The 24,452-nt window shown below is 41.7% G+C and carries 21 protein-coding genes and 1 other RNA gene; 5 read left to right on the forward strand and 17 right to left on the reverse strand.

Annotated elements, in window-relative coordinates; all coding sequences use genetic code 11:
- Nucleotides 1-388: 388 nt before the first annotated feature.
- Entirely contained in the window at nucleotides 389-2,800 is a 2,412-nt protein-coding gene (locus ACFPIK_RS02400; protein WP_377911844.1) for an alpha-ketoacid dehydrogenase subunit alpha/beta, read from the forward strand.
- Between the two features lie 57 nt (nucleotides 2,801-2,857).
- On the opposite strand, the gene ACFPIK_RS02405 is transcribed toward ACFPIK_RS02400, so the two are convergent.
- On the reverse strand, nucleotides 2,858-3,529 hold the full coding sequence (locus ACFPIK_RS02405) for a hypothetical protein (protein ID WP_377911846.1): 672 nt from the start codon (nucleotides 3,527-3,529) through the stop codon (nucleotides 2,858-2,860).
- 379 nt (nucleotides 3,530-3,908) lie between these two features.
- On the opposite strand from ACFPIK_RS02405, the gene ACFPIK_RS02410 reads away from it, so the two are divergent.
- Nucleotides 3,909-4,595, forward strand: a complete 687-nt coding sequence (locus tag ACFPIK_RS02410) for an acyl transferase (protein ID WP_377911848.1) — start codon at nucleotides 3,909-3,911, stop codon at nucleotides 4,593-4,595.
- 186 nt (nucleotides 4,596-4,781) lie between these two features.
- Here the strand turns inward: ACFPIK_RS02410 and ACFPIK_RS02415 are convergent, their stop codons facing one another.
- Entirely contained in the window at nucleotides 4,782-5,939 is a 1,158-nt protein-coding gene (locus tag ACFPIK_RS02415) for a sigma-54-dependent transcriptional regulator (RefSeq protein ID WP_377911850.1), read from the reverse strand.
- Between the two features lie 15 nt (nucleotides 5,940-5,954).
- Nucleotides 5,955-6,375: RNase P RNA component class A (gene rnpB / locus ACFPIK_RS02420), an RNA gene on the reverse strand.
- A 433-nt stretch (nucleotides 6,376-6,808) separates the two neighbouring features.
- On the opposite strand from rnpB, the gene ACFPIK_RS02425 reads away from it, so the two are divergent.
- The gene (locus tag ACFPIK_RS02425; protein WP_377911852.1) at nucleotides 6,809-7,372 is read left to right on the forward strand and encodes a DUF3109 family protein; all 564 of its coding nucleotides are present in this window, start codon (nucleotides 6,809-6,811) and stop codon (nucleotides 7,370-7,372) included.
- 15 nt (nucleotides 7,373-7,387) lie between these two features.
- On the opposite strand, the gene ACFPIK_RS02430 is transcribed toward ACFPIK_RS02425, so the two are convergent.
- The 8 genes from ACFPIK_RS02430 to rocF form a co-directional block, all read right to left on the reverse strand.
- A complete protein-coding gene (locus tag ACFPIK_RS02430) occupies nucleotides 7,388-8,095 on the reverse strand; it encodes a GDSL-type esterase/lipase family protein (protein WP_377911854.1) in 708 nt (235 codons plus the stop codon).
- 6 nt (nucleotides 8,096-8,101) lie between these two features.
- On the reverse strand, nucleotides 8,102-8,455 hold the full coding sequence (locus ACFPIK_RS02435; protein ID WP_377911856.1) for a translation initiation factor: 354 nt from the start codon (nucleotides 8,453-8,455) through the stop codon (nucleotides 8,102-8,104).
- 55 nt (nucleotides 8,456-8,510) lie between these two features.
- On the reverse strand, nucleotides 8,511-9,365 hold the full coding sequence (locus ACFPIK_RS02440; protein WP_377911858.1) for a universal stress protein: 855 nt from the start codon (nucleotides 9,363-9,365) through the stop codon (nucleotides 8,511-8,513).
- Between the two features lie 70 nt (nucleotides 9,366-9,435).
- Nucleotides 9,436-10,344 (reverse strand): 1,4-dihydroxy-2-naphthoate polyprenyltransferase, encoded by a 909-nt coding sequence (locus ACFPIK_RS02445; RefSeq protein ID WP_377911860.1) that lies wholly within the window; start codon nucleotides 10,342-10,344, stop codon nucleotides 9,436-9,438.
- Nucleotides 10,345-10,359: 15 nt separating this feature from the next.
- Nucleotides 10,360-10,944 carry a glutathione peroxidase gene (locus ACFPIK_RS02450; protein ID WP_377911862.1) on the reverse strand — a complete coding sequence of 195 codons (585 nt, stop codon included), beginning with the start codon at nucleotides 10,942-10,944 and terminating at the stop codon, nucleotides 10,360-10,362.
- A 2-nt stretch (nucleotides 10,945-10,946) separates the two neighbouring features.
- Nucleotides 10,947-12,737, reverse strand: coding sequence for an arginine--tRNA ligase (gene argS / locus ACFPIK_RS02455; RefSeq protein ID WP_377911864.1), 1,791 nt, complete (start codon nucleotides 12,735-12,737; stop codon nucleotides 10,947-10,949).
- Nucleotides 12,738-12,948: 211 nt separating this feature from the next.
- Nucleotides 12,949-13,305, reverse strand: coding sequence for a GxxExxY protein (locus ACFPIK_RS02460; protein WP_377911866.1), 357 nt, complete (start codon nucleotides 13,303-13,305; stop codon nucleotides 12,949-12,951).
- A gap of 222 nt (nucleotides 13,306-13,527) precedes the next feature.
- Complete coding sequence (gene rocF / locus ACFPIK_RS02465) at nucleotides 13,528-14,478, reverse strand: arginase (protein ID WP_377911868.1); 951 nt, start codon at nucleotides 14,476-14,478, stop codon at nucleotides 13,528-13,530.
- Nucleotides 14,479-14,663: 185 nt separating this feature from the next.
- On the opposite strand from rocF, the gene ACFPIK_RS02470 reads away from it, so the two are divergent.
- Entirely contained in the window at nucleotides 14,664-15,107 is a 444-nt protein-coding gene (locus tag ACFPIK_RS02470) for a hypothetical protein (RefSeq protein WP_377911870.1), read from the forward strand.
- Between the two features lie 207 nt (nucleotides 15,108-15,314).
- The gene (locus tag ACFPIK_RS02475; protein WP_377911872.1) at nucleotides 15,315-16,703 is read left to right on the forward strand and encodes an arginine decarboxylase; all 1,389 of its coding nucleotides are present in this window, start codon (nucleotides 15,315-15,317) and stop codon (nucleotides 16,701-16,703) included.
- Nucleotides 16,704-16,861: 158 nt separating this feature from the next.
- Here ACFPIK_RS02475 and ACFPIK_RS02480 read toward each other — a convergent pair whose 3' ends face one another.
- The 6 genes from ACFPIK_RS02480 to uxaC all read right to left on the reverse strand — a co-directional run bounded on the left by ACFPIK_RS02480 (nucleotide 16,862) and on the right by uxaC (nucleotide 24,286).
- On the reverse strand, nucleotides 16,862-17,581 hold the full coding sequence (locus tag ACFPIK_RS02480; RefSeq protein ID WP_377911874.1) for a DUF5715 family protein: 720 nt from the start codon (nucleotides 17,579-17,581) through the stop codon (nucleotides 16,862-16,864).
- A 102-nt stretch (nucleotides 17,582-17,683) separates the two neighbouring features.
- The gene (locus ACFPIK_RS02485; RefSeq protein WP_377911876.1) at nucleotides 17,684-18,622 is read right to left on the reverse strand and encodes a UDP-glucuronic acid decarboxylase family protein; all 939 of its coding nucleotides are present in this window, start codon (nucleotides 18,620-18,622) and stop codon (nucleotides 17,684-17,686) included.
- Between the two features lie 133 nt (nucleotides 18,623-18,755).
- Nucleotides 18,756-20,537 carry an acyl-CoA dehydrogenase gene (locus tag ACFPIK_RS02490; protein ID WP_377911878.1) on the reverse strand — a complete coding sequence of 594 codons (1,782 nt, stop codon included), beginning with the start codon at nucleotides 20,535-20,537 and terminating at the stop codon, nucleotides 18,756-18,758.
- A gap of 151 nt (nucleotides 20,538-20,688) precedes the next feature.
- Nucleotides 20,689-21,870: a mannonate dehydratase gene (gene uxuA / locus ACFPIK_RS02495; RefSeq protein WP_377911882.1), complete on the reverse strand. Its 1,182-nt coding sequence runs from the start codon at nucleotides 21,868-21,870 to the stop codon at nucleotides 20,689-20,691.
- 152 nt (nucleotides 21,871-22,022) lie between these two features.
- Nucleotides 22,023-22,844, reverse strand: a complete 822-nt coding sequence (locus ACFPIK_RS02500; protein WP_377911884.1) for an SDR family oxidoreductase — start codon at nucleotides 22,842-22,844, stop codon at nucleotides 22,023-22,025.
- Nucleotides 22,845-22,846: 2 nt separating this feature from the next.
- Complete coding sequence (gene uxaC / locus ACFPIK_RS02505; RefSeq protein WP_377911886.1) at nucleotides 22,847-24,286, reverse strand: glucuronate isomerase; 1,440 nt, start codon at nucleotides 24,284-24,286, stop codon at nucleotides 22,847-22,849.
- Nucleotides 24,287-24,452: the final 166 nt, after the last annotated feature.

Below are 24,452 nucleotides of genomic sequence, written 5' to 3' on the forward strand. Positions count from 1 at the left end.
ATAATAAGCTATAATTTTCAAAAACTCATTTAAAGAATTGTATTTGGATACCATTTTGTTTTTATGTCAAAATCCAAATGATGTTTTTATTTATTTTAAATTCATTTATAAAATTTTGATTTTTCATTTTTTGAAAACGAAAATTTTGAAAAAAAATTTCAAAAAATTTATCCAATTTTCAATTTTAGGTTTCTTGGGATTCACCCATTAAAAGTCTGTCAATTTTCCTTATTCAATATAAAATTTTATCAATTTGATAAATTAGCTAATTATGCCAAATAAATATTGGATAATGCCCTAATGGGGAATTTGCACAAACGAGCATTTTGTCTATTTTTGATCGCACTAGTAATTGCAAACCCAAAATAGCTTTAGTAAAATCGATTCTATGGAAGTCAAAATTCACGCAAAGACCCAAGCCAATTCAGATCTCCAAAAGGAAGCAATATTGGATGATTTTAGAGTTGCCGTCATGAGTAGACATGCTTCCCTCATGGGAAGGAAAGAAGTATTTATGGGGAAGGCCAAATTTGGGATTTTTGGTGATGGTAAAGAGCTCGCGCAGATCGCCATGGCCAGAGCTTTTAAAAAGGGAGATTTTCGATCAGGATACTATCGTGATCAGACCTTTATGATGGCTTTGGGCGAATTGACCGTGAAGCAATATTTCGCTCAGTTATATGCTCATACCAATGTTGAGGCAGATCCTGCAAGTGCAGGAAGATTGATGAATGGGCATTTTGCCACGCGCTCAATCAATGAAGACGGTACTTGGAAGAATCTTACCAATCGATATAATTCAGCAGCAGATATTTCACCTACGGCTGCCCAAATGCCAAAGCTGCTAGGCTTGGCCTATGCTTCTAAACTTTTTAGAGAAAACAAAGGATTAAAGTCCCTGACCCAGTTTTCGGTCAATGGTAATGAAGTGGCTTGGGGAACAATTGGTAATGCCTCCACTTCGGAAGGTATGTTTTTCGAATCTATTAATGCAGCCGGGGTACTTCAAGTTCCCATGGTAATTTCAATTTGGGATGATGGCTATGGCATTTCTGTTCCTCAGGAATTCCATACTACCAAAGGCAGTATTTCGGAAGCTTTGACAGGGTTTCAGCGAACAGAAAGTGAAAAAGGTTTTGAAATTCTCAGAGTAAAAGGTTGGGATTATGAAGCTCTGAATCAGGCATTTACTTATGCAGGTCACATTGCAAGATCTGAACATGTTCCTGTCTTGATTCATGTGGAGGAAATGACACAGCCTCAAGGCCATTCTACTTCCGGTTCGCATGAACGCTACAAGTCAGCTGAGCGATTGAAGTGGGAAAAGGATTGGGATTGTATTGCAAAATTTAGAGACTACATCACTACCAACGGAATAGCAACTGCAGACCAGTTGGATGCAATAGATGCTGAAGCTAAAGCTGAAGTTAAAAAACAGAAAGAAGCAGCTTGGCAAGAGTTTTCAAAAGAGATTAAAGAAGAGCTTGAGACAGCTGTTCAATTGATCAAAGCTGCAGCTGAACTTTCATCCCGCAAGGTTATCCTACTTCAAATGGCAGATGATCTTAAAAAGACCATCAATCCGATCCGTAAGGATGTGATCAGCACTGTTAGGAAAATATTGCTCATTCTTCGTGCGGAAAATGAATCTGTAAAAGGGGAGTTGAAGTCCTGGTATGAAAAGCAGGTAGAAAAAAATCACGACCGATACAGCAGTCATTTATACGTGGAAGATTCGTTTTCTTCTTTGAAAGTGAAGGAGGTTTTTCCAATGATCGACGAAAAGTCTGCACTGGTGGATGGACGTGAAGTATTGCAGGCATTTTTCGATTACACTTTGGAAAATGACCCCAGGTTTTTCGCTTTCGGAGAAGATGTAGGGAAAATTGGAGATGTGAATCAGGCCTTTGCAGGTTTGCAGGCTAAGCATGGCGAATGGAGAGTCACCGATACCGGGATCAGAGAATGTACGATCATTGGTCAGGGAATTGGGACAGCCCTTAGGGGTTTGCGCCCGATGGCCGAGATTCAATACTTGGATTACCTTCTGTATGGTTTACAGATGCTTTCCGATGATTTAGCTTCATTGCATTACCGTACTAAAGGAGGTCAAAAAGCACCCTTAATTGTTCGCACAAGAGGTCACAGACTAGAAGGCGTTTGGCATGCTGGTTCTCCAATGGGTATGATCCTTTCCAGTTTAAGAGGCATGATAGTGGCTGTGCCACGTGACATGACTCAGGCTGCGGGGATATATGCTACCTTGCTTCAGTCTGATGATCCTGCGATAGTCATTGAGTGCCTAAATGGCTATCGACTGAAGGAAAAAATGCCTCATAATATTGGTAAATATACAATTGCACTGGGTAAGCCTGAAATTCTCAGACAAGGCGAGGATGTCACGGTGGTTACGTATGGTAGCATGTGCAGAATTGTGATGGAAGCGGCTTTAGAGTTGGCTGAGATTGGGATTTCAGTCGAGGTAATTGATGTTCAAACACTACTTCCATTTGATACCTATGGTATCATTGGAGAATCAATTCGAAAAACCAGCCGGGTCATTTTTGCGGATGAAGATGTCCCAGGAGGCGCCTCAGCATTTATGCTTCAGCAGGTGCTCGACCATCAGGATGTGTTTAGATTTTTGGATGCAGAGCCTCAGACTCTTCCTGCAAAAGCTCATCGTCCTGCTTATTCTTCAGATGGAGATTACTTCTCCAAGCCAAGTGTGGAAGATGTAGTCGAAAAAGTCTATCTCCTGATGCATGAGTCCAATCCTAAGAAATTCCCATCTCTTTAATTAAAAAGTAACCTTTAATGAAAAATGGCGCTTCAATTTACGAAGCGCCATTTTTCATTATTTCTTAGTGATTTGTCGCAATGTCACTTGAGGACTTGAGACTTCATTAGATCTGTTGAGTGCTCTATCTTGTATCTGTACGTCAATTCTCAAGGTATCATTTCTGAATATGGATTCCCATCCTGAGGAAAGCATCCGATAGGCGATACTTCCTTCTACCGGTTGACCTTCTTCTGTGGTCAAGACTCGAGGAAATCTCCCATTGAAGGTGGTGAAAAATGGCGGATCCTGCCATCTGAATTCTGTGAATCTACCATTTCGCTTAATGTAAAAACGAACGAAAATATTGTATTGGTTTTCGTTTTTCTCAACCCAAACCGTATCTCGTACTGTTGTATTATTTACAATTGGATTGATCACCCAATCTACTGGATTGTAAGTTGGGGCGTTACTGGGTCTACGGGAATAGGTAATTAAATTGCCTGCGGCGTCTCTCTTGTAATTCAATGGATTAAAAGGAGGATTGATATCTGTTGCAGATAATCCCAAATCACCTTCTGCATCCTTAAACCTCAATGTCAAAATCAGTGAATCTTGACCTGAGGTAGGGGCGTATTCCAAACTTGAAAATTCAATTTCAGGTACACTTGGAAAATTTTCGGGTGGACTAATACAGGACGTGCCGAAAAGCAGCCCAAACAATATTCCCGAATAACTTTTGAATCGCATGCGATGGAGGTAAATTTGCTTTCTAAAATACAGGAAGTTTTCCCCTTTGAAAAACTCAAATTATAAAACGATGTTGGAATTCAAAAGTTTTTCGGAAAGGCTGGATAAATTGACCTCCGACCAATTTGAAGACTTTGCTTTAGAGTTGTTTCAATTTCAGTCACGTTCCAACCCGGTTTATGCATCCTATTTGAAAGCGAGAAGGATTAATCCTTCATCAATAAAGGAAATAACTTCAATTCCTTTTTTACCGATTCGTTTTTTTAAAGATAAGGAAGTGGTCAGCGGACCTTCCACTGCTTTTTTTAAGTTTTATTCAAGCAGTGGTACCACAGGTATGGTTACCAGTAAGCATTTGATTTGGTCAGAATCATGGTATTTGTCTCATTCAAAACGAATTTTTGAATCTTTCTATGGCGATCTGAGTGAATTTCATGTATTGGCACTTTTACCGGCATATCTTGAGCGCCCGGGTAGCAGCCTGGTTTCTATGGCCAAGTTTTTTATTGAAGAAAGTGGATCTCCCCATAGCGGCTTTTATTTATACAATCAAAAAGAGCTACTCAACAAACTCGCATTTCTATCTTCGGATGGAAAAAAAGTCTTATTGCTAGGGGTGACATTTGCTCTGTTGGATTTGGCTGAATCAGGATTGGCATTTGAAAAAATGGATAATCTAATTGTGATGGAAACAGGAGGAATGAAGGGAAGAAGACGAGAAATGATTCGTGAAGAAGTTCATGACTCATTGAAATCCTTTTTTCAAGTGGATCGAATCCATTCTGAATATGGGATGACTGAATTGATGTCTCAGGCTTATTCTCAGGGTGAGGGGAGGTTTTCTTTACCTTTATCCCTGCGCATTTTTCTCCGGGATGTAAATGATCCTTACAGCAAAACTGTCAAAGTCCAAGGAGGAATCAATGTAATAGATTTGGGAAATTTTCATTCCTGCGCATTTATCGAAACACAAGACCTTGGTAAAATCGATGAAAAAGGAATGCTGGAGGTCTTAGGAAGATTTGATAATTCAGAATTGCGAGGCTGTAACTTGTTGGTTCAGTAATTGCTATCTAAAAAATAATTGGACATATTTATCGAACTAAAACATAACCAAATGAAAAGATTTGCCTCAATAGCACTTTTAATCGGGATATTGGCACTTGGAGCGTGTGCTTCCAGTAAGCCTTGTCCAGCCTATGCCAAAGCTCCTGTCTCCCAAAAAGCCAACAGTTAAAAAAATATGCTGACCTCAATAGTCAGCATATTTTTTCACATCTTCTAGGCTAATAGTCTGTTCTCCAAGAATGACCAGTCTTTCGACCACGTTTCTCAGTTCCCGGATATTTCCAGTCCAGGGAAATTCCTGAAGTTTGGCCACTGCTTCTGCGGTAATTTTCTTTTTGGCATCTCCATTTTCCTGAGCGATATCTTCCAGGAATTTTTCAATTAGCAAAGGAATATCTTCTTTTCGGTCTTTTAAGGCAGGTACCTGAATCAAAATTACGCTTAGGCGATGGTAGAGATCTTCTCTGAATCTACCTGCTTCGATTTCTTTTTTCAAATCCTTATTGGTAGCAGCCAATACCCTTACATCCACCTTAATATCCTTATCACTTCCTACCCGATTAATTAGGTTTTCCTGTAGTGCTCTCAGCACCTTTGATTGAGCAGAAAGCGACATATCACCGATTTCATCCAGAAACAAGGTACCACCTTGTGCCTGTTCAAACTTTCCATTTCGTTGCTTATGAGCTGAAGTGAAGGCACCTTTCTCATGGCCAAACAATTCTGACTCGATCAATTCTGAAGGAATGGCGGCACAATTGACCGCTACAAATGGTTCATCTTGCCGATTGCTTTTTTGATGTACCCAATGCGCTACCAGTTCTTTACCGGTTCCATTCGGGCCTGTGATCAAGACCCTGGCATCCGTGGGCGCCACTTTTTCGATGGTGTCTTTTACCCGAGCGATGGCAGGAGATTCTCCTACCATGTCAAACTTTTTCGAAAGTTTTTTCTTGAGCACTTTGGTTTCAGTGACCAGTTGTTTTTTGTCCAGGGCATTTCTCACTGTAAGCAAAAGCCGATTGAGATCCGGAGGTTTTGGAATAAAATCAAATGCCCCTTTTTTAGTCGCTTCAACCGCTGTCTCTATACTGCCGTGGGCAGAAATCATGATAAACTGTGGGGATTTGTCTAGGGCTTTGGCTTGATCGAGTACCTCGATTCCATCCATTTTGGGCATTTTCACGTCGCACAGTACCAAGTCAAAGTCTTCTTCCTTTATTTTTTGAAGTCCATCTTCTCCATCTTGGGCTTCGGTGACTTCAAATTTTTCATATTCAAGAATTTCCCTGAGGGATGCGCGAATAAACCGCTCGTCGTCGATGATCAGAATTTTAGGCATAATGTAAAGTAAGTAAAAAAGTGCAAGTCTGTAAGCCGGGTTCTGTCCCCTGATTTCTCAGGGCTCTTGTCATTTATCTCGATCTTGATTCACACCAAGACTCTATCGATCTACCCACCCCGGAATCTTCCCCCAAAGAGAAAGAATCGAACGAGCAGCTCTTTGCCCGAGGCCTATTTGATCTTTCAACCCATAAGGTTTGCCATGCCTCCTTCATCACTGTCGGAGCGGTGGGCTCTTACCCCACCTTTTCACCCTTTCCCTTCGTGCCGATAGCTATCGGCATCAGGGTGGTTTATTTTCTGTGGCACTTTCTGTCCCCTGACCGTCACCAGTCAAAGGCCTTCCTGTTAGGAAGTATGGCGCTCTATGTTGCCCGGACTTTCCTCCCTGTCCCGATACGTACCGGGATCAAGGCGACAAGACGACTTGCACGATGCAAAGTACGGGATTTTAAAGGAAAGGATTTGGGAACTTGACGATTTTAAGATTCCTCGCTTTATCGGTTTCGTGCCTTTACTTGGTGAATAGAAAAATTAATGGGCGAAAACGATTTTAGTCCTTCCAATTTGGTGCTGTCATGGCAATCAATTATCCGCAGTTTTACTGTTTCATTTTTAGCAATTTGCCGCATTAATGAATCCCAAAGCCAATGATCCATCACTTTTTTGAAAAAAAATGACTTTTTTTTATTGAAAGGAAAACTTTATCGCAATAAGCCTGTTCTATCATTATAAAGGCTTAAAAAGCTTTTCTTCATAGTGCTGGGTTGAGCCGCTCCGAAAGGAGCGGTTCTTTTTTTTGCCTATCCGAAACTGGTTGGTTGGCCTCCTTCATATTGCTTACCTTTGGAAAAATTTGAATTGTGTATGATTCTGGTAGGAAACGCGGTTTTGTCTGACGATATAAAAGAGAATTTTTTTGTCTGTGATTTAGAAGCCTGCAAAGGGGCCTGCTGTGTAGAAGGTGATGCCGGAGCGCCACTTGAGGACGAGGAAACCAAGATTCTTGAGGAAATTTATCCTATTGTCAAGAATTACATCACTGAAGAAGGAAGAAAAGCCATTGAAACACAGGGTACGTGGGTTTTTGATAAAGACGGAGATAAAGGAACCCCAACCATAGGGGAAAATCGTGAATGTGCTTACGCTTTGTATGATGAGCGAGGGATTCTAAAATGCGGCATTGAGCAAGCTTACCTCGATGGAAAAATAGCTTGGAAAAAACCCATTTCCTGTCACCTCTATCCGATTCGTGTGACCAAGTACGATGAATTTGATGCGCTAAATTACGACCGGTGGCATATTTGTGATCCTGCGTGTCAACTTGGCAAAAGTCTTCAAGTTCCTCTATACAGATTCCTTAAGGAGGCCTTGGTAAGAAAATACGGAGAAGCTTGGTATGAAGAGCTCATTACCGAAATTGAAGGATAAAACCAGCCTTAAAGGCTAAATAAAACCTGCTCTTCGAATGCCATCTACAGCAAACTCTGCTATTTTTTGGTAGCCCAAATCCGATGGATGAATTTGGTCTTGCGAAAAAAAGTCCGGACTCAAATCCAGAGAAATAGGCTCAAAAATCAGGTTGAGATGTTCTCTTGATAGTTCAGTCATTTCTTTTTGCAGAAAATTTCGTTGTTCTTTCAAAAAGGACCTCATTCTGAAGGAAAAAGCAGGAAAAAGATGAACTGGTGGAATGTCTGCCAAATAAATCCAATCAGGATGTAATTCAGAGGAAATTTGGTCAATCAAGCTTTTGAGTTGTTGGTGAAAAACAGAAGGGGCAGTAAGCTTGAAGCAATCATTTGCTCCTAAAAATAGGACTAAGCCGCTAATCTTCCCTGAAGGTAAATAGTCTGAATTTTTATAGTAGTCGTAGGCTGAGCCTGCTTTTAGGCCATTTTTGCCTATGTTTTTTATTTCCCAAGAGGTCCCCAAAATTCGATGAAAATTACCTGCAAGTGTATTTTCTTGAGAGCTAGCACCCACTCCTGAAGCGGTGGATTCTCCCAAAATCAAAAGAGTCGAAGTTCCAGATCCAAGAGATAGATTCTCAGCAATCGATGGGAGTTTGATTCCTTTACGGCGAATTCCGGATGCTTCATTAATTAAAAATGGGAGGTATGGTAGAAGCTTTAGCCTGAAAAACCAATACATGAACAATCAGCCTCCGGCTTTTTTTGCCCCATATCCCGCCTGTAACAATACCTGCAAAACTTTGTCTCGGTGATCTCCCTGAATTAAAATCTCTCCATCTTTTGCCGAACCACCGACTCCGCATTTGTTTTTTAGCAGTTTTCCCAATTCTTTTAGGTCATCTTCTGTACCGATAAACCCTTCCACCAAAGTCACCTGCTTTCCTGCTCTGGCTTTTTTGTCCAAAAGGACTTTCAGTTTTTGTTGAGAAGGTGATAAAGTCTCTGATTCGCCTTCTTCTACAAAGTTGTATTCGAAACTATCCGAGGTGGAATAGACTACTCCATCTCTTTTTTTCCAGTCGTTATTTTTTTTGCTCATGGGTTTTATTAAAAAGCCTGTCTTTTGGACAGGCTTCAAAGTTAAGTATTTCAGTTTAGTTCGCTTTAAAGGTCCAGACAGGTCTTTTCGAATGATTCACCACATCCTCAGCTATGCTGCCTGTGATCAAATGGAGAAGTCCAGTGCGACCATGAGTTGTCATGGCTATCAAATCCGCATCAATATCATCTGCAAACTCAATTATGCCCGATTCCTCACTTAATGAATTGTAAACCTCTGCTTTGATATTTTCAAAGTTGTGCTTTTGGACAAAAGTTCGGATTCTGGACATCGAATCTCTTGTCGATTCAAAATTTCCAGGAGTATTTACCACCACAAAGTAAAACTGAGCATTAAAGAGGTTTTGAATTCTTTTGATTCGGGAAGCGACTTCATCTGCAGAGTCTCTAAAGTCTGAAGCAAACACGACCTTTTTCATCGTGCTTACGTCTGTCTCACTTTTGATGGTGATCACGGGACAGGGCGATGTTCGGACGATTTTTTCAGTATTGCTGCCCACCATAATTTCTTCCAAGCCAGAAGTTCCTTTTGATCCCATTACTACCAAATCGGGTTTTGCTTCATGGATTGCATCCGAGATACCTTTAAATGCATTGCCAAGAATAAGCTTAGTTCTCAGTGTGAAATCTGAATTTGCATATTCTTTTTCAAGCGCCTCAAGTTGTTTTTTTCTTAAATCTATCAACTCTTTGAAGAAGAGTTGATTCTCAAAATCAGGGATTGGATCCAGGCCACCACCCATGGTGCCAACTCCTGTGGACAGAGGAATTTCTACCACGTGAAGAATCGTAATAGAAATTTTTGAGTAGTTGGTTGCCAGGCTTTTGGCAAAATTTAATGCATAAGTTGCCGTAGTTGAAAAGTCAAATGGCACGAAAATACTGATCATAGCTTTTGGGTTTTATTAATCCAAATTAGGGATTAAAAACTAGCAGAAAAGGACTTTTGTCAGCTTTTGATCAAATCAACAAACCAATTCCAAAAAGTATGGTCCAAAGTAGAGTGCTGATCGCCATCTTTTTCAAATATGGATCAGTAGCTTCGGAGGATTGCGCATTTTGTACTCCCAAACCCACTTTTAGCATCATAATTCCTGCAAGGACCGCCAATAGAGTGAAGTAATTATTGCTGGATAGTGAAAAAAGAATTAATGTCAAATAGCCTATCCCGATCAAGGCCCAGTTATAAAAAACAGCCTTTTTTCGGCCGATTCTTACAGGGATTGATTTTTTACCTGCTTTCCAGTCTGATTCGATATCTCTGATATTGTTGATATTGAGTACGGCAGTGCTAAATGATCCCAATGAAATGGCAATCAACACAGCCAAGGGTTCAAAACTCAAGGTGTGGAGAAAATAGGTGCCCAGCACTCCCGTCAATCCAAAAAAAACAAATACCGAAATATCACCCAAGCCAGCATATCCGTAAGGATTGCTTCCGGATGTATAGGTAATGGCAGCCCAAATAGCTGCTAATCCAATTCCCAAAAAAAGAAGAAACATTTTCCAATCTTCCAGTGCCAAATAGATCAAAAGTAGCCCTGAGATCAGCGAGAGCATACCAAAGAGATACATGGCCTTCTTCATCTCTGCCAAAGAAATAATGCCGGATTGCACCGCTCTAATGGGGCCTTGACGATCGGCAGAATCCGCCCCATGCACCGTGTCGCCATAGTCATTGGAGAGGTTGGATAGGATCTGTAAGAAAATGGTGGTAAGAGAGGCCAAAAGCAAAATCTCCCACCGAAAGGCGTCTTTCCATTTAGCCAGAAAAGAACCTGCTAAAATGCTTGCTAAGGCTAAGGGTAAAGTACGAAGCCTGACTGCGTGCAGCCAGGCCTCTTTTTTGGTTGTAAATTCTTTTTTCAAAGGAATTCAGTCAATTCAAGCTTCGATGAGTTTTAGAATCTGTTCGTCCAAAGGAGTCACAGAAGAAGGGAAAAACTTCACCAATTCACCTTTTTCATTGATGAAGTATTTGCAGAAGTTCCAGCTTGGCTCCTCATTATTCCAGCCGTTTTGTTTAGCATCAGATAGCCATCTGTAAAGCGGATGCTTGTCAAAACCCTTTACTGATACTTTTTCAAACATAGGGAACGTCACGCCATATTCAGTGGAGCAAAACTCTTTGATCTCTTCGTTTGATCCGGGTTCTTGACCGCCAAAGTTATTGGCAGGAAAACCCAACACGATGATTTTATCACTGTGGTTCGCATAAAGCTCCTGAAGCTGAGCATACTGCTTGGTGTAGCCGCATTTAGATGCCACGTTGACAATCAGAAGCTTTTTGCCTTTAAAAGAAGAGAAATCAACTTCTTTACCATTGATGTCTTTCATTTTAAAATTGTAAAAAGAACTTTCCATAGTTTGATCGTAGGATGGGTGGAAACTTGCTGCGTCAGTCGGACGCTGTAGGGTTTTGCCGCAGGCAAAAAGGAGTACCGATAGGGTGATTAAAAGGATCTTCATAGTTACATTCGTTCTGGAACCTGTATACCGAGCAAACTCATTCCTCTTTTGATTGTTTTGGCTGTATGTGCAGAAAGTGCCACACGGAACGCCTGAATCGATAAATCTTTTTCATGGAAAATCGGGAGGTCCGCGTAAAATCGGTTGTATTCCTTGGCCAAATCAAACAAATACTGCGCGATAATGGAAGGGGAGTAATCATCAGCAGCCATTTTGATCTTGCGATCAAATTCATTCAATAGTTGGATCAAACCGGTTTCGGACTCGGCTAAATCTGATACTCCGGAAAAATCGGCAGCCTTGTAATCCACACCGATTTGTTCTGCTTTTCTAAGGATTGCAGCGATTCTGGCGTGCGAATACTGGACAAAAGGACCAGTGTATCCTTGGAACTCAATAGATTCCTGGGGATTGAAGAGCATTCGTTTTTTGGGATCCACTTTGAGCAAGAAATATTTCAAAGCTCCCAATCCCAAGATTTCATATAATTCATTAGCCTGCTCTTCGGTAAATCCTTCGATTTTGCCAAGTTCTTTCGTATGATGCTCGGCTGTTTCAATCATTTCCTGGATTAAATCATCTGCATCCACCACGGTGCCCTCTCGGGATTTCATCTTTCCGGTAGGCAAATCTACCATACCGTAAGATAAGTGGTATAGCCCAGAACCATAGGAACGGCCCAACTTTCGCATGATTTTAAACAAGACGTCGAAGTGGTAGTCTTGCTCATTACCAACTACATAGACTGATTTGTCAATTTGAAAATCTTTGTATTTCAAATCGGCTGTTCCTAAGTCTTGGGTGATGTAAACAGAAGTTCCATCTGCTCTTCGTACGAGCTTTTCATCCAAACCTTCGTCAGTCAGATCTACCCAAACTGATCCGTTTTCTTTTTTGAAAAACACACCTTTGGCAAGGCCTTCTTCTACGATATCTTTTCCGAGTAAATAGGTGTCTGACTCGTAGTAAAACTTGTCGAAGTTGACCCCCATTTTATGGTAAGTCGCGTCAAATCCGGCATATACCCACCCATTCATTTGCTTCCAAAGGGAAACTACAGCTTCATCTCCTGCTTCCCATTTACGGAGCATTTCCTGCGCTTCAAGTAGGATAGGAGCATTTTTCTTGGCATCCTCTTCCGATTGGCCACCAGCAATGAGTTCTTTGATTTGGTTTTTGTATTCGATATCAAATTTGACGTAGTACTTTCCGGCTAAGTGGTCACCTTTCAAACCGGAGCTTTCAGGTGTTTCACCTTTGCCAAAGTGCTGATAGGCCACCATGGATTTGCAGATGTGAATTCCTCGGTCATTGACTAAGTTGGCTTTGATGACTTCGTATCCGTTTGCTTTGAGAATTTCTGCCACCGAATAGCCGAGGAAGTTATTTCTTAAATGTCCAAGGTGTAGTGGCTTATTGGTATTGGGTGAGGAGTACTCCACCATGACCTTTTGACCATTTGGGGGGAGTTGGCCTACGGCCGGATTGCTGTAGATTTTTTGGAAAAGATCCAGCCACACACGCTCGTTGAGCACCAGGTTCAGGAATCCTTTGACCACATTGAAGTCGCTTACCGCAGGCACATTGGCTTTGAGATATTCACCGATGAGATTTCCGGTATTTTCAGGAGTCGTTTGGGAGATTTTCAAAAAGGGAAAAACTACAAACGTGTAACTGCCCTCAAATTCCTTTTTGGTAGGAGCAAGGCTGATTTGCTCCAAAGGAAGATCATGGTTGAATATATTCTGGAATGCGAGCTGAATGCCCTGGGTAATGGATTCTTGAAAGTTCATATTTTAAACCACAAAGGTCTCTAAGTTGAAATGAGAGTTCGCAAAGGTAAGATTACTGCGTTGAGCCGCAAAGGTCACTAAGTTGAAATGAGAGTTCGCAAAGGTAGGATTACTTAAATTAATGGAAAAAGCAAAGGAATAAATGCCAAGTTCACATACTAAAAAGTAGATTTTCTAAATCGGTCGTTGATTACTCTTTGAAGTCCGAATTTTAAAGGATTACATTGAAATTCATAAGAAGACCAAGTTTGTAATTCCCTAAACTTAGATAATTGATTATTTGAGCTAAATGAAGATCATTCAAATATTCAACCGATTTGAGTTCCAAAACCAGCTTGCTTTCTACGAGAATATCGATTTTATAGGCTACTTCTATTCGAATGTCATCCATTTCGAGAGGAAGGATTTTTTCAACTTCAATGTTAAACCCTTCATTCATTAACTTTCTAGCTAACACTTTTTTGTAAGCATTTTCCAAAAGTCCGGGACCTAAAGCTTTGTGAACCTCAATAGCACAGCCAATTACTTTGTTTGCTAATTCGTCCTCAGAAAAATGTGAAAAAGACATGATTGAAAAATTTTTAATTACTAGAATTTACTATTCATCTGAAAATCAGGATATAAATTACCTTAATTATTTTAAATTAATTAGGTGGCACTTGGAAAATAATTTGTGTTGACCATTAAGCTCCGGGTGACAGAAATACTTTGAGAACCCTATTTCAAACTTTGTAAGCTTTGAGATAAAAACTCTTTGTGCCCTCTTTTTTAACTTAGTTAACTTGGCGGCTTAAAAATTATCCACCAGCGACTTGGTAGTGATTTCCAAAACATCAAAAGCGATTTCGGCCATGGTGTTTTCGGTGTCGAGGGTTGGATTCACTTCTACGATTTCCCAGCAGCAGACACGTTTGTCCTTGATCAATTCTGCATTGAGCTGGATCGCTTCTTCCACAGTCAGGCCATTGGGTACAGGAGTGCCTGTTCCTACAGAAATGGAACTGTCCAAGCTATCCACATCGAAGGAAATGTAAAGCTGATCACAGTCCTTCAAGATGTGGAGTGCTTCTTGGGCTACTTTTGAAATCCCCAATTCCCTGACCTCAGCAGTACTGAAGTTTTTGATTCCATAGTGTTTGATCAAAAAGTCCTCAGGTTCCTCGGTGTCACGCACGGAGATAAATACAATATTTTTTGGATCTATTTTGGGAGTATCGCCTCCGATTTTCTTGATTTTTTCCCAATAGGAGAGGGTTTCCGTACTGGGTTGGTTGATTTTGCAGTCAAGATTATCCAACTGTGCTACCATAGCCAGAGGCATTCCGTGCATATTCCCTGAGGGGGTAGTGTAAGGGGTGTGCAGATCAGCGTGAGCATCAATCCAAATCACTCCTAGGCGCTTTTCTGGATGGGCTGCTTTGATCCCCATGATCGTGCCTGCCGCGGTGCTATGATCTCCTGCCAAAACGATGGGGAATTTCTTTTCCAAGCGGAGAGACTCTATCGTGGAGTATACGTTTTTCAAAACCTGATACACTCCATCGATGTATTTAGCATGAGGATACTTGTTTCCTCTCCAAAGGAAATTATTGGCATCTGGTACATTGATTGGATCGAATTGGGTGAAAAAATTCGACTTTTTGTCTAAGCTAGCGATCTTGACAGCATCTACTCCAAGACTCGCGCCTCTTGTTCCAGCTGCAATTTCTGAGCGTACTTCTACTAGTTTAATTTTTCTCATTAGGTTAAAATTTGGGTTTTGTGTTTTTAAAAGTCTGAAACAAAACTACTCAAATGCCCCAATTTATCGCATTTGAGCAGGATTGAATAATTTTTTCACTAAATAACCTATAAAAATTATAGGGAATATAGGTTTATAAATTTTTCTACTTACTTTTGAGCTCTTACAAATAAACACTAGTTCTTATGAGCCTAGCCTTACCCATCAGCAATTTGGAAATCGCATCACCTGCATGGACTGTAACTTCTACACCGGAGTTAATCAGATTTAATCTTGGTCAGCAGGAAATCCTCAAGATCTTTTCTCAACCGATTGCCAACAAAATGCAGGGTATGTGTCGTTTTGAACGAGGTTTTGAAAAGTTGCTTCCTCTATTTAGAGGGTTGATTCTGCTCGGTAAGCCATCCTCCTTGAGCTTGATTTATGATTTTGATCGAGCTCAAGCGTTTTTCACTTTTTCTCAATCAGAATCCCAAGAAGTGGAAAGGTTCTTCAACAGTGTCATCGAACTTCTGAAAAAAGAACTCAAGTTTAAGCAGATTCTAGAAAAAGTGATTGAAAACAATCGAAGATTTCAGGCCGAACAAGCCCTGCTTCAGGCTTCGCTTCATCGTGTGACTTGGGATTGATACTCAAACAAGTAATTGAATTAAGGACAGATCTACGGTAGACCTGTCCTTTTTTATTTTCCGCGGTTGTTTTTTCCAGATTATCCTCAATCGAAACTCGTTTGGATTTGTTATCGCTCTGTGAAGTTTTCACTATTGCATTTGATATACCCCAATAAAAGAGCAATTTTTGCACCCTTAAATTTCCGTAGTAAATCCCCTTGGTAAATGAATAGATACATTGACTTGATTCAGCAGACATTTGACTTCCCTACCAGAGAGTTTCATGTTGAGAACAATGAGCTTTTTTTCAACGGAGTCAATCTGATGGAAATCATCGAAACCTACGGTACGCCACTCAAGCTGACCTATTTGCCTAAAATCTCGGAAAACATCCAAAATGCGAAACGGTATTTTGGTAATGCCATGGCGGCACACAATTACCAGGGCAATTACACCTATTGCTACTGTACCAAGTCTTCCCATTTCAGCTTTGTCCTTGACGAAGCTTTGAAAAACGATATCCATATCGAGACTTCTTCGACTTTTGACATACCGTTGGTTCGCAGTCTATATGCTAAAGGCAAAATCACCAAAGACACCTACATCGTCTGCAATGGATTCAAGAGGGAGAAATACAAGGAATACATCTCCGAACTTCTGAATGACGGGTTTAAGAACTGTATTCCGATTTTGGACAACCTTACTGAGATCGATTATTACCTCGAGCATGTGAAGGTGCCTTTTCAAGTGGGGATTCGAATTGCTTCAGACGAGGAGCCGAAGTTTGGGTTTTACACCTCCAGATTAGGCGTGCGCTATAATGACATCATTAGCTTGTACGAGGAGAAAATCAAAAACAATCCTCAAGTCAGCCTGAAGATGCTTCATTTCTTTATCAATTCAGGGATTAAGGATACGGCATATTACTGGTCCGAATTGACCCGATTTATCCAAAAGTATGTGGATTTGAAAAAAGTTGCCCCAAGCCTGGATACCATGGATATCGGTGGGGGTTGGCCGATCAAGACCAATGTGTTTTTTGACTACGATTACCAATACATGGCAGATCAGATCGTCAAAAACATCAAGTGGATGTGTGCCAAAAACAACACCACCGAGCCCAATATATTCACCGAGTTTGGAAGCTACACCGTAGGGGAGAGTGGGGCAGTGCTCTATTCCGTGCTGGAAGAAAAACTGCAAAACGACAAGGAGCTTTGGTACATGATCGACGGGTCGTTTATTACCCAGCTTCCGGACAGCTGGGGTCTCAATCAGAAATACATCATGCTTGCGGTCAATAATTGGGATGAAACCTACCAGGGTATTTCCCTAGGTGGGCTCACCTGCGACAGCATGGATTACTACAACTCAGAAGCTCACCAATTCAATATTTACCTTCCCAAAATCCAGGAATCAAAGAAGCAGTACATCGGCTTTTTCCATACCGGCGCCTATCAAGAATCACTTGGGGGCTATGGAGGCATTCAGCACTGCCTGATCCCTGCACCTAAGCATGTGCTGATCGATCGGGACGAAAGCGGTGAAATCAAGCATTGGCTTTTTGCCAAAGATCAGACTGAGGAGAGCATGTTAAAGACTTTGGGATATTAGAAGAGGGAAGACAGGAGACGGATACTTCGACTTCGCTCAGTGCTGGCGACAGAAGAAAAAAAGACCGCTGAAAAGGCGGTCTTTTCGGTTTTTTAGAGGGTATTCGTTCAGTTGGCTTTTATACCATCATCCGCTTTGACTGTCGACCGTTGACTAATTCACCTCACTGTCACATGATAGCAGCTTTGTCTTCGCTCCTTGATGACGTATATTTTTCCAGTTTGCTGGAAGTGATTAAGTACCTTTTCCAAGTTTTGTTGTGCTTTTCCATCCCACTCTCTGATGCCATTAAATCGGATGTAAGATATATCGAAGGAAATCCCATAAGAATGAGAGCTATTGCCGTCTGTCGCATTTCGATTTCTTCGCTTGAGTGCTTTTTGCTGAGACTCGGTCCGCGTGGCAGAAGATACCGTAAAGAAATTCCCTTCCCCTGCTAAGGCTTCGTAGGCTTTGCCAAGCTCTTCAAGTACCGCTTTAGAATCAGGAGTGATGAATGGAAAACTGTGGGTCAAAGAATCCACTCTGTATCCACGTCCCTGGCTGACATCTACCAAGGTACTGTCATGAATTTTTTGATAAAGTTGGTATTCGTCCTGAATGAGTCGAAGGTCCTTGAGTTCTGCGGCAGTCAAATGCTCTTCATAGGTGTCTTTTTTTAGCCTTCCGGAAAAAGAAACCAATTCATTTGGATCAAATTCTTTCTCAGTGACCACTGGCAGTGTTGACAGTTTGACTTCTTTTTGAGGTGAAAAAAGGCCCTCATAAATACTGATGAATTCATTTTTGATCTCAGGCTGAAAATGTAAAAGGGCCAGAAGCCCAAGTGTAAATAATATCAGAAAGGTGGTGACAAATAGAAGGGTGGAGGACTTCATAAAGCAATTAACTGAGATCAGGTTGACTTTCAAGTCATTTTTGATCTCAGCGGTAAAATAGATTGAAATGAAAAAGACCGCTTGGAGGCGGTCTTTTGAAGTTTATTCGCTCAGAATCGAATCAAAATAAGCGATAGTCTTGACCAAGCCTTCTCTAAGTGGAACTTTGGGTTCCCATCCCAGCTCCGATTTGGCCAAGTCGATGACTGGTTTTCGTTGCATGGGGTCATCCTGGGGCAGTGGCATAAACACCAGTTTACTTTTACTATTAGTCAATTCAAGCACCAATTGAGCCAATTCCAACATGGTAAATTCTCCCGGATTACCAATATTCACAGGGCCGGTAAATCCGTCTTTTGAATTCATCAATCGGTACATGCCGTCGATGTTGTCATCTACATAGCAGAAAGAGCGAGTTTGATTTCCTTCGCCGTAAATGGTAATATCTTGGCCTTTCAGTGCCTGCACGATGAAGTTGGAAACTACTCGACCGTCATTGGGATGCATTCTTGGACCATAGGTGTTAAAAATACGCATCACCTTGATGGCTACCCCATGCTGACGATGGTAGTCAAAGAAAAGGGTCTCTGCACATCTTTTACCCTCGTCATAGCAAGCTCGAGGTCCAATTGTATTGACATTTCCCCAATAGGATTCTGGTTGCGGATGCACATGTGGATCGCCGTAAATCTCTGACGTGGAAGCCTGAAGGATTTTTATTTTGAGTCTTTTGGCCAGTCCCAACATATTCATCGCACCAATTACAGATGTTTTGGTGGTTTGAACCGGGTCAAACTGGTAATGGATAGGGGATGCTGGACAGGCTAAGTTGTATATTTCATCGACCTCCACATACAAAGGATGCGTAATGTCATGGCGAAGGAGCTCGAAATTTTTATTATCCAAAAGATGATGAATATTCCTTCGATTTCCGGTGAAAAAGTTGTCCACGCATAGTACTTCATTCCCTTCACTGAGGAGCTTGTCGCAGAGATGGCTGCCCAAAAAGCCACCACCACCGCTTACTAAAATTCTTTTCATTGATTATTTCTTAGGTGAAACAAGTTGGCCAAAATTAATTAAATGTGAATGAATTCAAATTTTAATACCCCTTGCATTTTGTAGATAATCTGTATTCTTTTTTGGGTGGTATAGGGATGGATTACTATTCCATTTAAAACCAATCGCTTTGCATTTTCACGGTTGGAAAAGAAGTGGAATGAAATCTTGAGATCAATCCCTGAATTTTGACCAATTCATATTCCATGTAATAGGTGGCCGTTTCAATTTTCCCGAAGTAAAAACCCTGATCACTTGCTCCTTGGCTGAGGGCTTTTTGGGCCGAAACAGCTTGCCGAAGCCACATCCATCCGATACATAGTATGCCTGTAGCTTCCAAAAACAGACTGGCATCTGCCATGAATTTTTCAGGATCCAGATTTCGTTTGAAGAGCAATCCACTGGCGGCATGACCAAATCTTTTCACCACACTTTCAAAATCTTCTGTGATTTGATTTAGCTCTTCTTCCTGCTTGGCTTGTATGATGGTTTGTTCTATATGGGCCTGTAATTTTTTCCAGCCCAATCCTTCGTGCATCCAGATTTTCCTGCCCAACAGATCCAAACCATGGATTCCGGTGGTGCCCTCATGAATCGGATGAATTCGGGACTCTCTAAAATATTGCTCTACCGGGAAATCTGTTGTGTAACCTGCACCGCCAAGTACCTGTACCGCCATGGAAGTACTCAGTACACCCATTTCGGATGGGTAGCTTTTGGCGATAGGGGTAAGTAAATCCAATAAGGCCTCCAGTTCAAGTTTTTCTTCTGCATATGCCATTTGTGAAATTTTATCGGAAAGGATTCCGCAAAATACCAGCAAGGCTAACGCTCCTTCGGTTACGCTTTTTTGGAAAAGTAACATGCGCTTGACATCCGCATGCTCAATGATTGGAACTTGGGGCCTGTTGAGGTCTTTCTCGGATATTTTTCTTCCCTGTGGTCGCTCTTTTGCATATGCTAAAGATGCCTGAAATGCAGCAGAAGCAATCGCAACGGCATTCATCCCCACACCTAGGCGGGCCTCGTTCATCATTTGAAACATGTATTTGAGGCCTTGATTTGGCTCCCCTACCAAATACCCTTCACATCCCTCAGTTGAACCAATCATCAAATGGGCAATAGGAGCACCCTTGTAGCCCATTTTATGGTAGATACCTTGCGTCAATACATCGTTTGGAGTACCGTCCAATCGGATTTTTGGAACCACAAAAAGGGAAATTCCTTTAGTGCCTGAGGGAGCTCCGTCGATGCGGGCGAGCATCAAATGAATGATGTTTTCACAGGCATCATGATCCCCTGCAGAGATGTAGATTTTTTGTCCTTTGATCTTAAAAATTCCGGCAGTGGAAGTTGGATAAGCAGTGGTGGTCAGATCGGAGAGCGAACTTCCAGCATCTGGTTCTGTCAGGGCCATGGTGCCTTGCCATTTGCCAGCGTACATAGCTGGGGTAAATTTTTCTTTCAGCTCAGACGAACCAAACGTCCGAATCAGATTTGCAGCACCTGTGGTCAAAAAAGGAAAAACACTAGCAGAATAATTGGCGGCTTGAAAAATAAATCCTGCAGCCATGTGGAGTGTCCAAGGCAATTGTTGTCCTCCTTCTTCGTATGAGAAAATGGCATTGATCCAGCCGTCCTCTCCAAACTTTTGAATGATGGATTTCAAGCCTTGATGAACCTTAATTTGGCCATTTACCAATTGAGGCTCTTGACGATCCATTTCCTTAAAAATGGGAAAAAGAGATTTTTCAGCTATTTGCTCAGCGGCATCGAGGACTAGTGTAAAGGTCTCCTTGCTATGATCAGAGAAATAAGGGATTTGGGTTAGTTCGAGACAGTTTTGGTTTTCAAAAAGCTGAAAATAAAGGTCTCTTTTTGAGTAAAAGGAAGGCATAAGGGCGTCTTTTGGGCTTGTGTGGGAAGTTACTGGAAAACTCACCAATGCGTTGAATTTTTCCAAATTTTCAACCTTGGGAAAAGTTGATTGAAAAAAAATCCCCGACAAAAAACATTGCCGGGGATAGATTATGGGGTAATTAATACCGTTATTTCTTGTTTTTTACCCAAAGTAAGGCTTCTTCTACACCTCGGATTTCAGCGAGTCCTTTGAGTCGTCCGATCGCTGTATAGCCAGGATTTGCGGTTTTTTTATTCAAATCGTCCAGCATTTGATGGCCGTGGTCAGGTCTCATCGGGAGACTCTTGCCTCGTTTTTCCTGCCACTTTAGGATCTCATCGATCACATCGACCATGGGTACATTTCCCTCCAGGTGGTTGTCCTCGTAGAAGTTACCTTCGGCATCGCGTTTGGTACTTCGGAGGTGGATAAAATGGATTCGATCTCCAAATTCTCTTACCATCGCAGGCAGGTCGTTGTCAGCTCTTACTCCATAGCTTCCTGTACAGAAAGTCAATCCATTGTGATGACTCGGGGTTTGGCTGAGGATTCTGCGTGCATCAGCTGCTGTACTTACGACTCGAGGAAGTCCATAAAGTGAGAATGGAGGATCATCAGGGTGGATGCACAGGTAAACCCCAACTTCTTCGGCCACAGGTGTGATCGCATCAAGGAAAAGACGAAGGTGATCTGCCAGTTTTGGTGCGTCTATTCCTTCGTAGGTTTTGAGCATCGCACGAAACTCGTCCATGGTATAGCCAATTTCCGAACCAGGCAATCCTTTTAGGATATTGTCAATGATGAGTTGTTTGGCTTCAGGAGAAAGAGCTTCGTAATACGCACGGGTAGCTTCTATTTCTTCAGGAGCGTGTTCCTGAAACGCTTCAGGTCTCTGAAGGATGAACAAATCAAAGGCAACTACAGCTTTTTTCTCATAGAGAAGCGCTTTAGCACCATTTGGAAGTTCGTATTCCAGATTGGTACGAGTCCAGTCCAGAATAGGCATGAAATTATAGCAAACGGTGAAAACTCCTTCGGCCGCCAGATTTCTCAAGGTCTGTTTGTAATTTTCGATCAACTGTAGGTAATCACCAGTCCTGGTTTTGATTCGTTCGTGTACAGGAACTGATTCTACCACAGACCAAGTAAGTCCGGCTGCTTCAATGATATTTTTTCGCGTTTTGATTTCTTCTCTGGACCAAACCTCACCGTTGGGGATGTGATGTAATGCAGAGACAATTCCGGTAGCCCCCGATTGCCTGATATCTCTAAGGCTTACCGGGTCTTTGGGTCCATACCAGCGCATGGTTTGCTCCATTCTATAGCTCATGGAAATGGTGTTTTAGTTATTGAGTTGTTAGTTAATCGTAATAGAGTTATTGGTAATTGGCTTTCTGGAAGGTAAAGGTTAAACGATATGTGTTAAAAGTTAAATCGTCATGCTATTGACGAAAAACAAGTAACTATAAACTCTTAACCATTTTACACTCCTGAATAGGCGCTGAATCCTCCGTCCACCGCCACAATGGTACCTGTGACAAAGGCGGAAGCATCACTGCAAAGCCATTGCAAGGCGCCTAATAAATCTTCAGGCTTTCCGAATCGGTTCATTGGGGTATGTGTGATGATTTGGTTGCCGCGTTGGGTCAGACTTCCGTCTGACTCGGTGAGTAGCGTTCGGTTTTGTTCGGTCAGGAAGAATCCCGGCGCGATGGCGTTGACACGGAAAGTTGGTCCATGCTTATGCGCCAACTCTACCGAAAGCCATTTGGTAAGGTTGTCAATTGCAGCCTTAGCTGATGCATAGCCCATTACCCGGGTCATGGGCCGAGTTGCGGCCATGGAAGAAATATTGAGAATATTTCCTTGGCCATTTTTCAGCATCAGCGGGAGCAAGGCTTTAATTGGCAATACGGTACCCAGGTAATTCAGATCAATCACTTTCTTTAATGAAGCGGTATCCAAATCAAGGAAGTTTTGATCAGGTCTGATGACAGCACCAGGCATATTTCCGCCTGCGGAATTGATCAGGGTGTCTATTCTGCCATGTTGGGCTTCAATGACTTCTGCCATTTTCTTTAGAGAATCCTCATCGGTGACATCCGCATAGTAGCCCCAAGCTTTTCCTCCTTTGGAATTGATCTCGCTGACCAAATCACTGACTTTTTCGGGGCTTCGTCCAAGAATTAGTACTTCTGCGCCTTCTTGTGCCAGATGAAGTGCCATCGTATGACCGAGTACGCCTGTGGCTCCGGAGAACGCGATTTTTTTACCTTGGAGAGAAAATATAGTCGAAGGATTCATTCTTATAAGTTGAAATTGTTTCGGGAAAAGTTGAAGTAATTTTTGGCATTGTGGTAGCAGATGTCTGAAACTAGTTTTCCAAGCCATTTTTCATCCCAAGGCAATTCTCCATTTTCTACATCCTGACCGAAAAGGTTACATAGAATCCGTCTGAAGTATTCATGTCTTGGGAAGGACAGAAAGCTTCTTGAGTCTGTCAGCATTCCAATGAAACAGCTGATCAATCCCATGTTGGACAGGGTATTCATCTGCTTTTCCATACCGTCTTTTTGATCAAGGTACCACCAACCTGAGCCAAACTGTACTTTTCCCTTAATCGATCCGTCGTTAAAGTTACCGATCATCGTAGCAAAAACTTCGTTGTCTCGAGGATTTAGATTGTAGATGACACTTTGCGAAAGCTGATCTGTGGAATCCAGTTCATTGAGGAATTTGGACAAAGGCATCGCCTGACTGAAATCTCCGATGGAATCAAATCCTGTATCCGGGCCAAGCACCGAAAGCATTCGGGTATTTGTATTTCTCAGTGCTCCCAAATGAAACTGCTGCACCCAACCTTTGGAATGGTAGAGCTTGCAGAGTTTTTTAAGCACTTTGAATTTAAAGTATTCGATTTCCTCAGAATTAGGGAGATTTCCGCGAAGCACTTTTTGCAAAATACCATCAGCAGAAAGTCTGGAATCAGAAGAGTAGTACAAATTTTCCAAGCCATGATCGGACAGTCTGCAACCTCGGGAATGGAAAAAGTCCACTCTCTTGGCGAGCGCTTCGATTAACGTATCAAAGGAACTGATCTCTATCCCTGCAGCAATTCCAAGTTTTTGGAGATAGGATTTATAAACTTCTGGATTTTCTATGGCAAATGACTTATCTGGCCTAAATGCAGGATACATACCTACTTGTTGATTCTGGCTTAGGTAAGCCGTATGATGCTCAAGGGAATCTACCGGATCGTCTGTAGTGCAGACTACTTCCACCTTCATTTGTTCCAATAGACCCCTAGCCCGAAAATCTTCCTCTTGGAGAATGGAGGTAGTTTTCATGTATATATCATTTGCATTGGAAGTGGTCAGTAAATCGTCTATTCCAAAATATCTACTGAGTTCCATTTGACTCCAATGATAGAGTGGATTGCGCATGGTATAGGGCAAAGTGAAGGCCCATTTTTCAAATTTTTCCAGATCTGAGGCATTTCCCGTGATAAATCGCTCATCGACACCAAGGGTTCGCATGGCTCTCCATTTGTAGTGGTCACCTGCCAGCCAGATTTTACTGATGTTTTCAAACTTCCTGTTTTGGGCAATTTCGGCAGGAGGGAGGTGGTTGTGGTAATCTATGATGGGCAGGTGTTTGGCGTAATCGTGGTAAAGGATTTTTGCAAAGTCATTCTTCAACAAAAAGTCCTCTGAAAGAAAGGTCTTTTGGGTTTGCTCAGTGATCATATTCCTGGATTAGTGGACAGGGTGTAGAGGTTACAAGGATAAATTTATTCTTTCTGTGCGGCTAATATTTTTTAAAATACGGAAACGATTGCAAGCATTATTTTTTAAGTAGGTGAAAAACAATTTTGATTTAGCTAAAAAAAATATGCATCTTTTTAGAACAATT

The sequence above is a fragment of the Algoriphagus aquatilis genome, from assembly GCF_042657405.1.
Lineage (GTDB): Bacteria > Bacteroidota > Bacteroidia > Cytophagales > Cyclobacteriaceae > Algoriphagus > Algoriphagus aquatilis.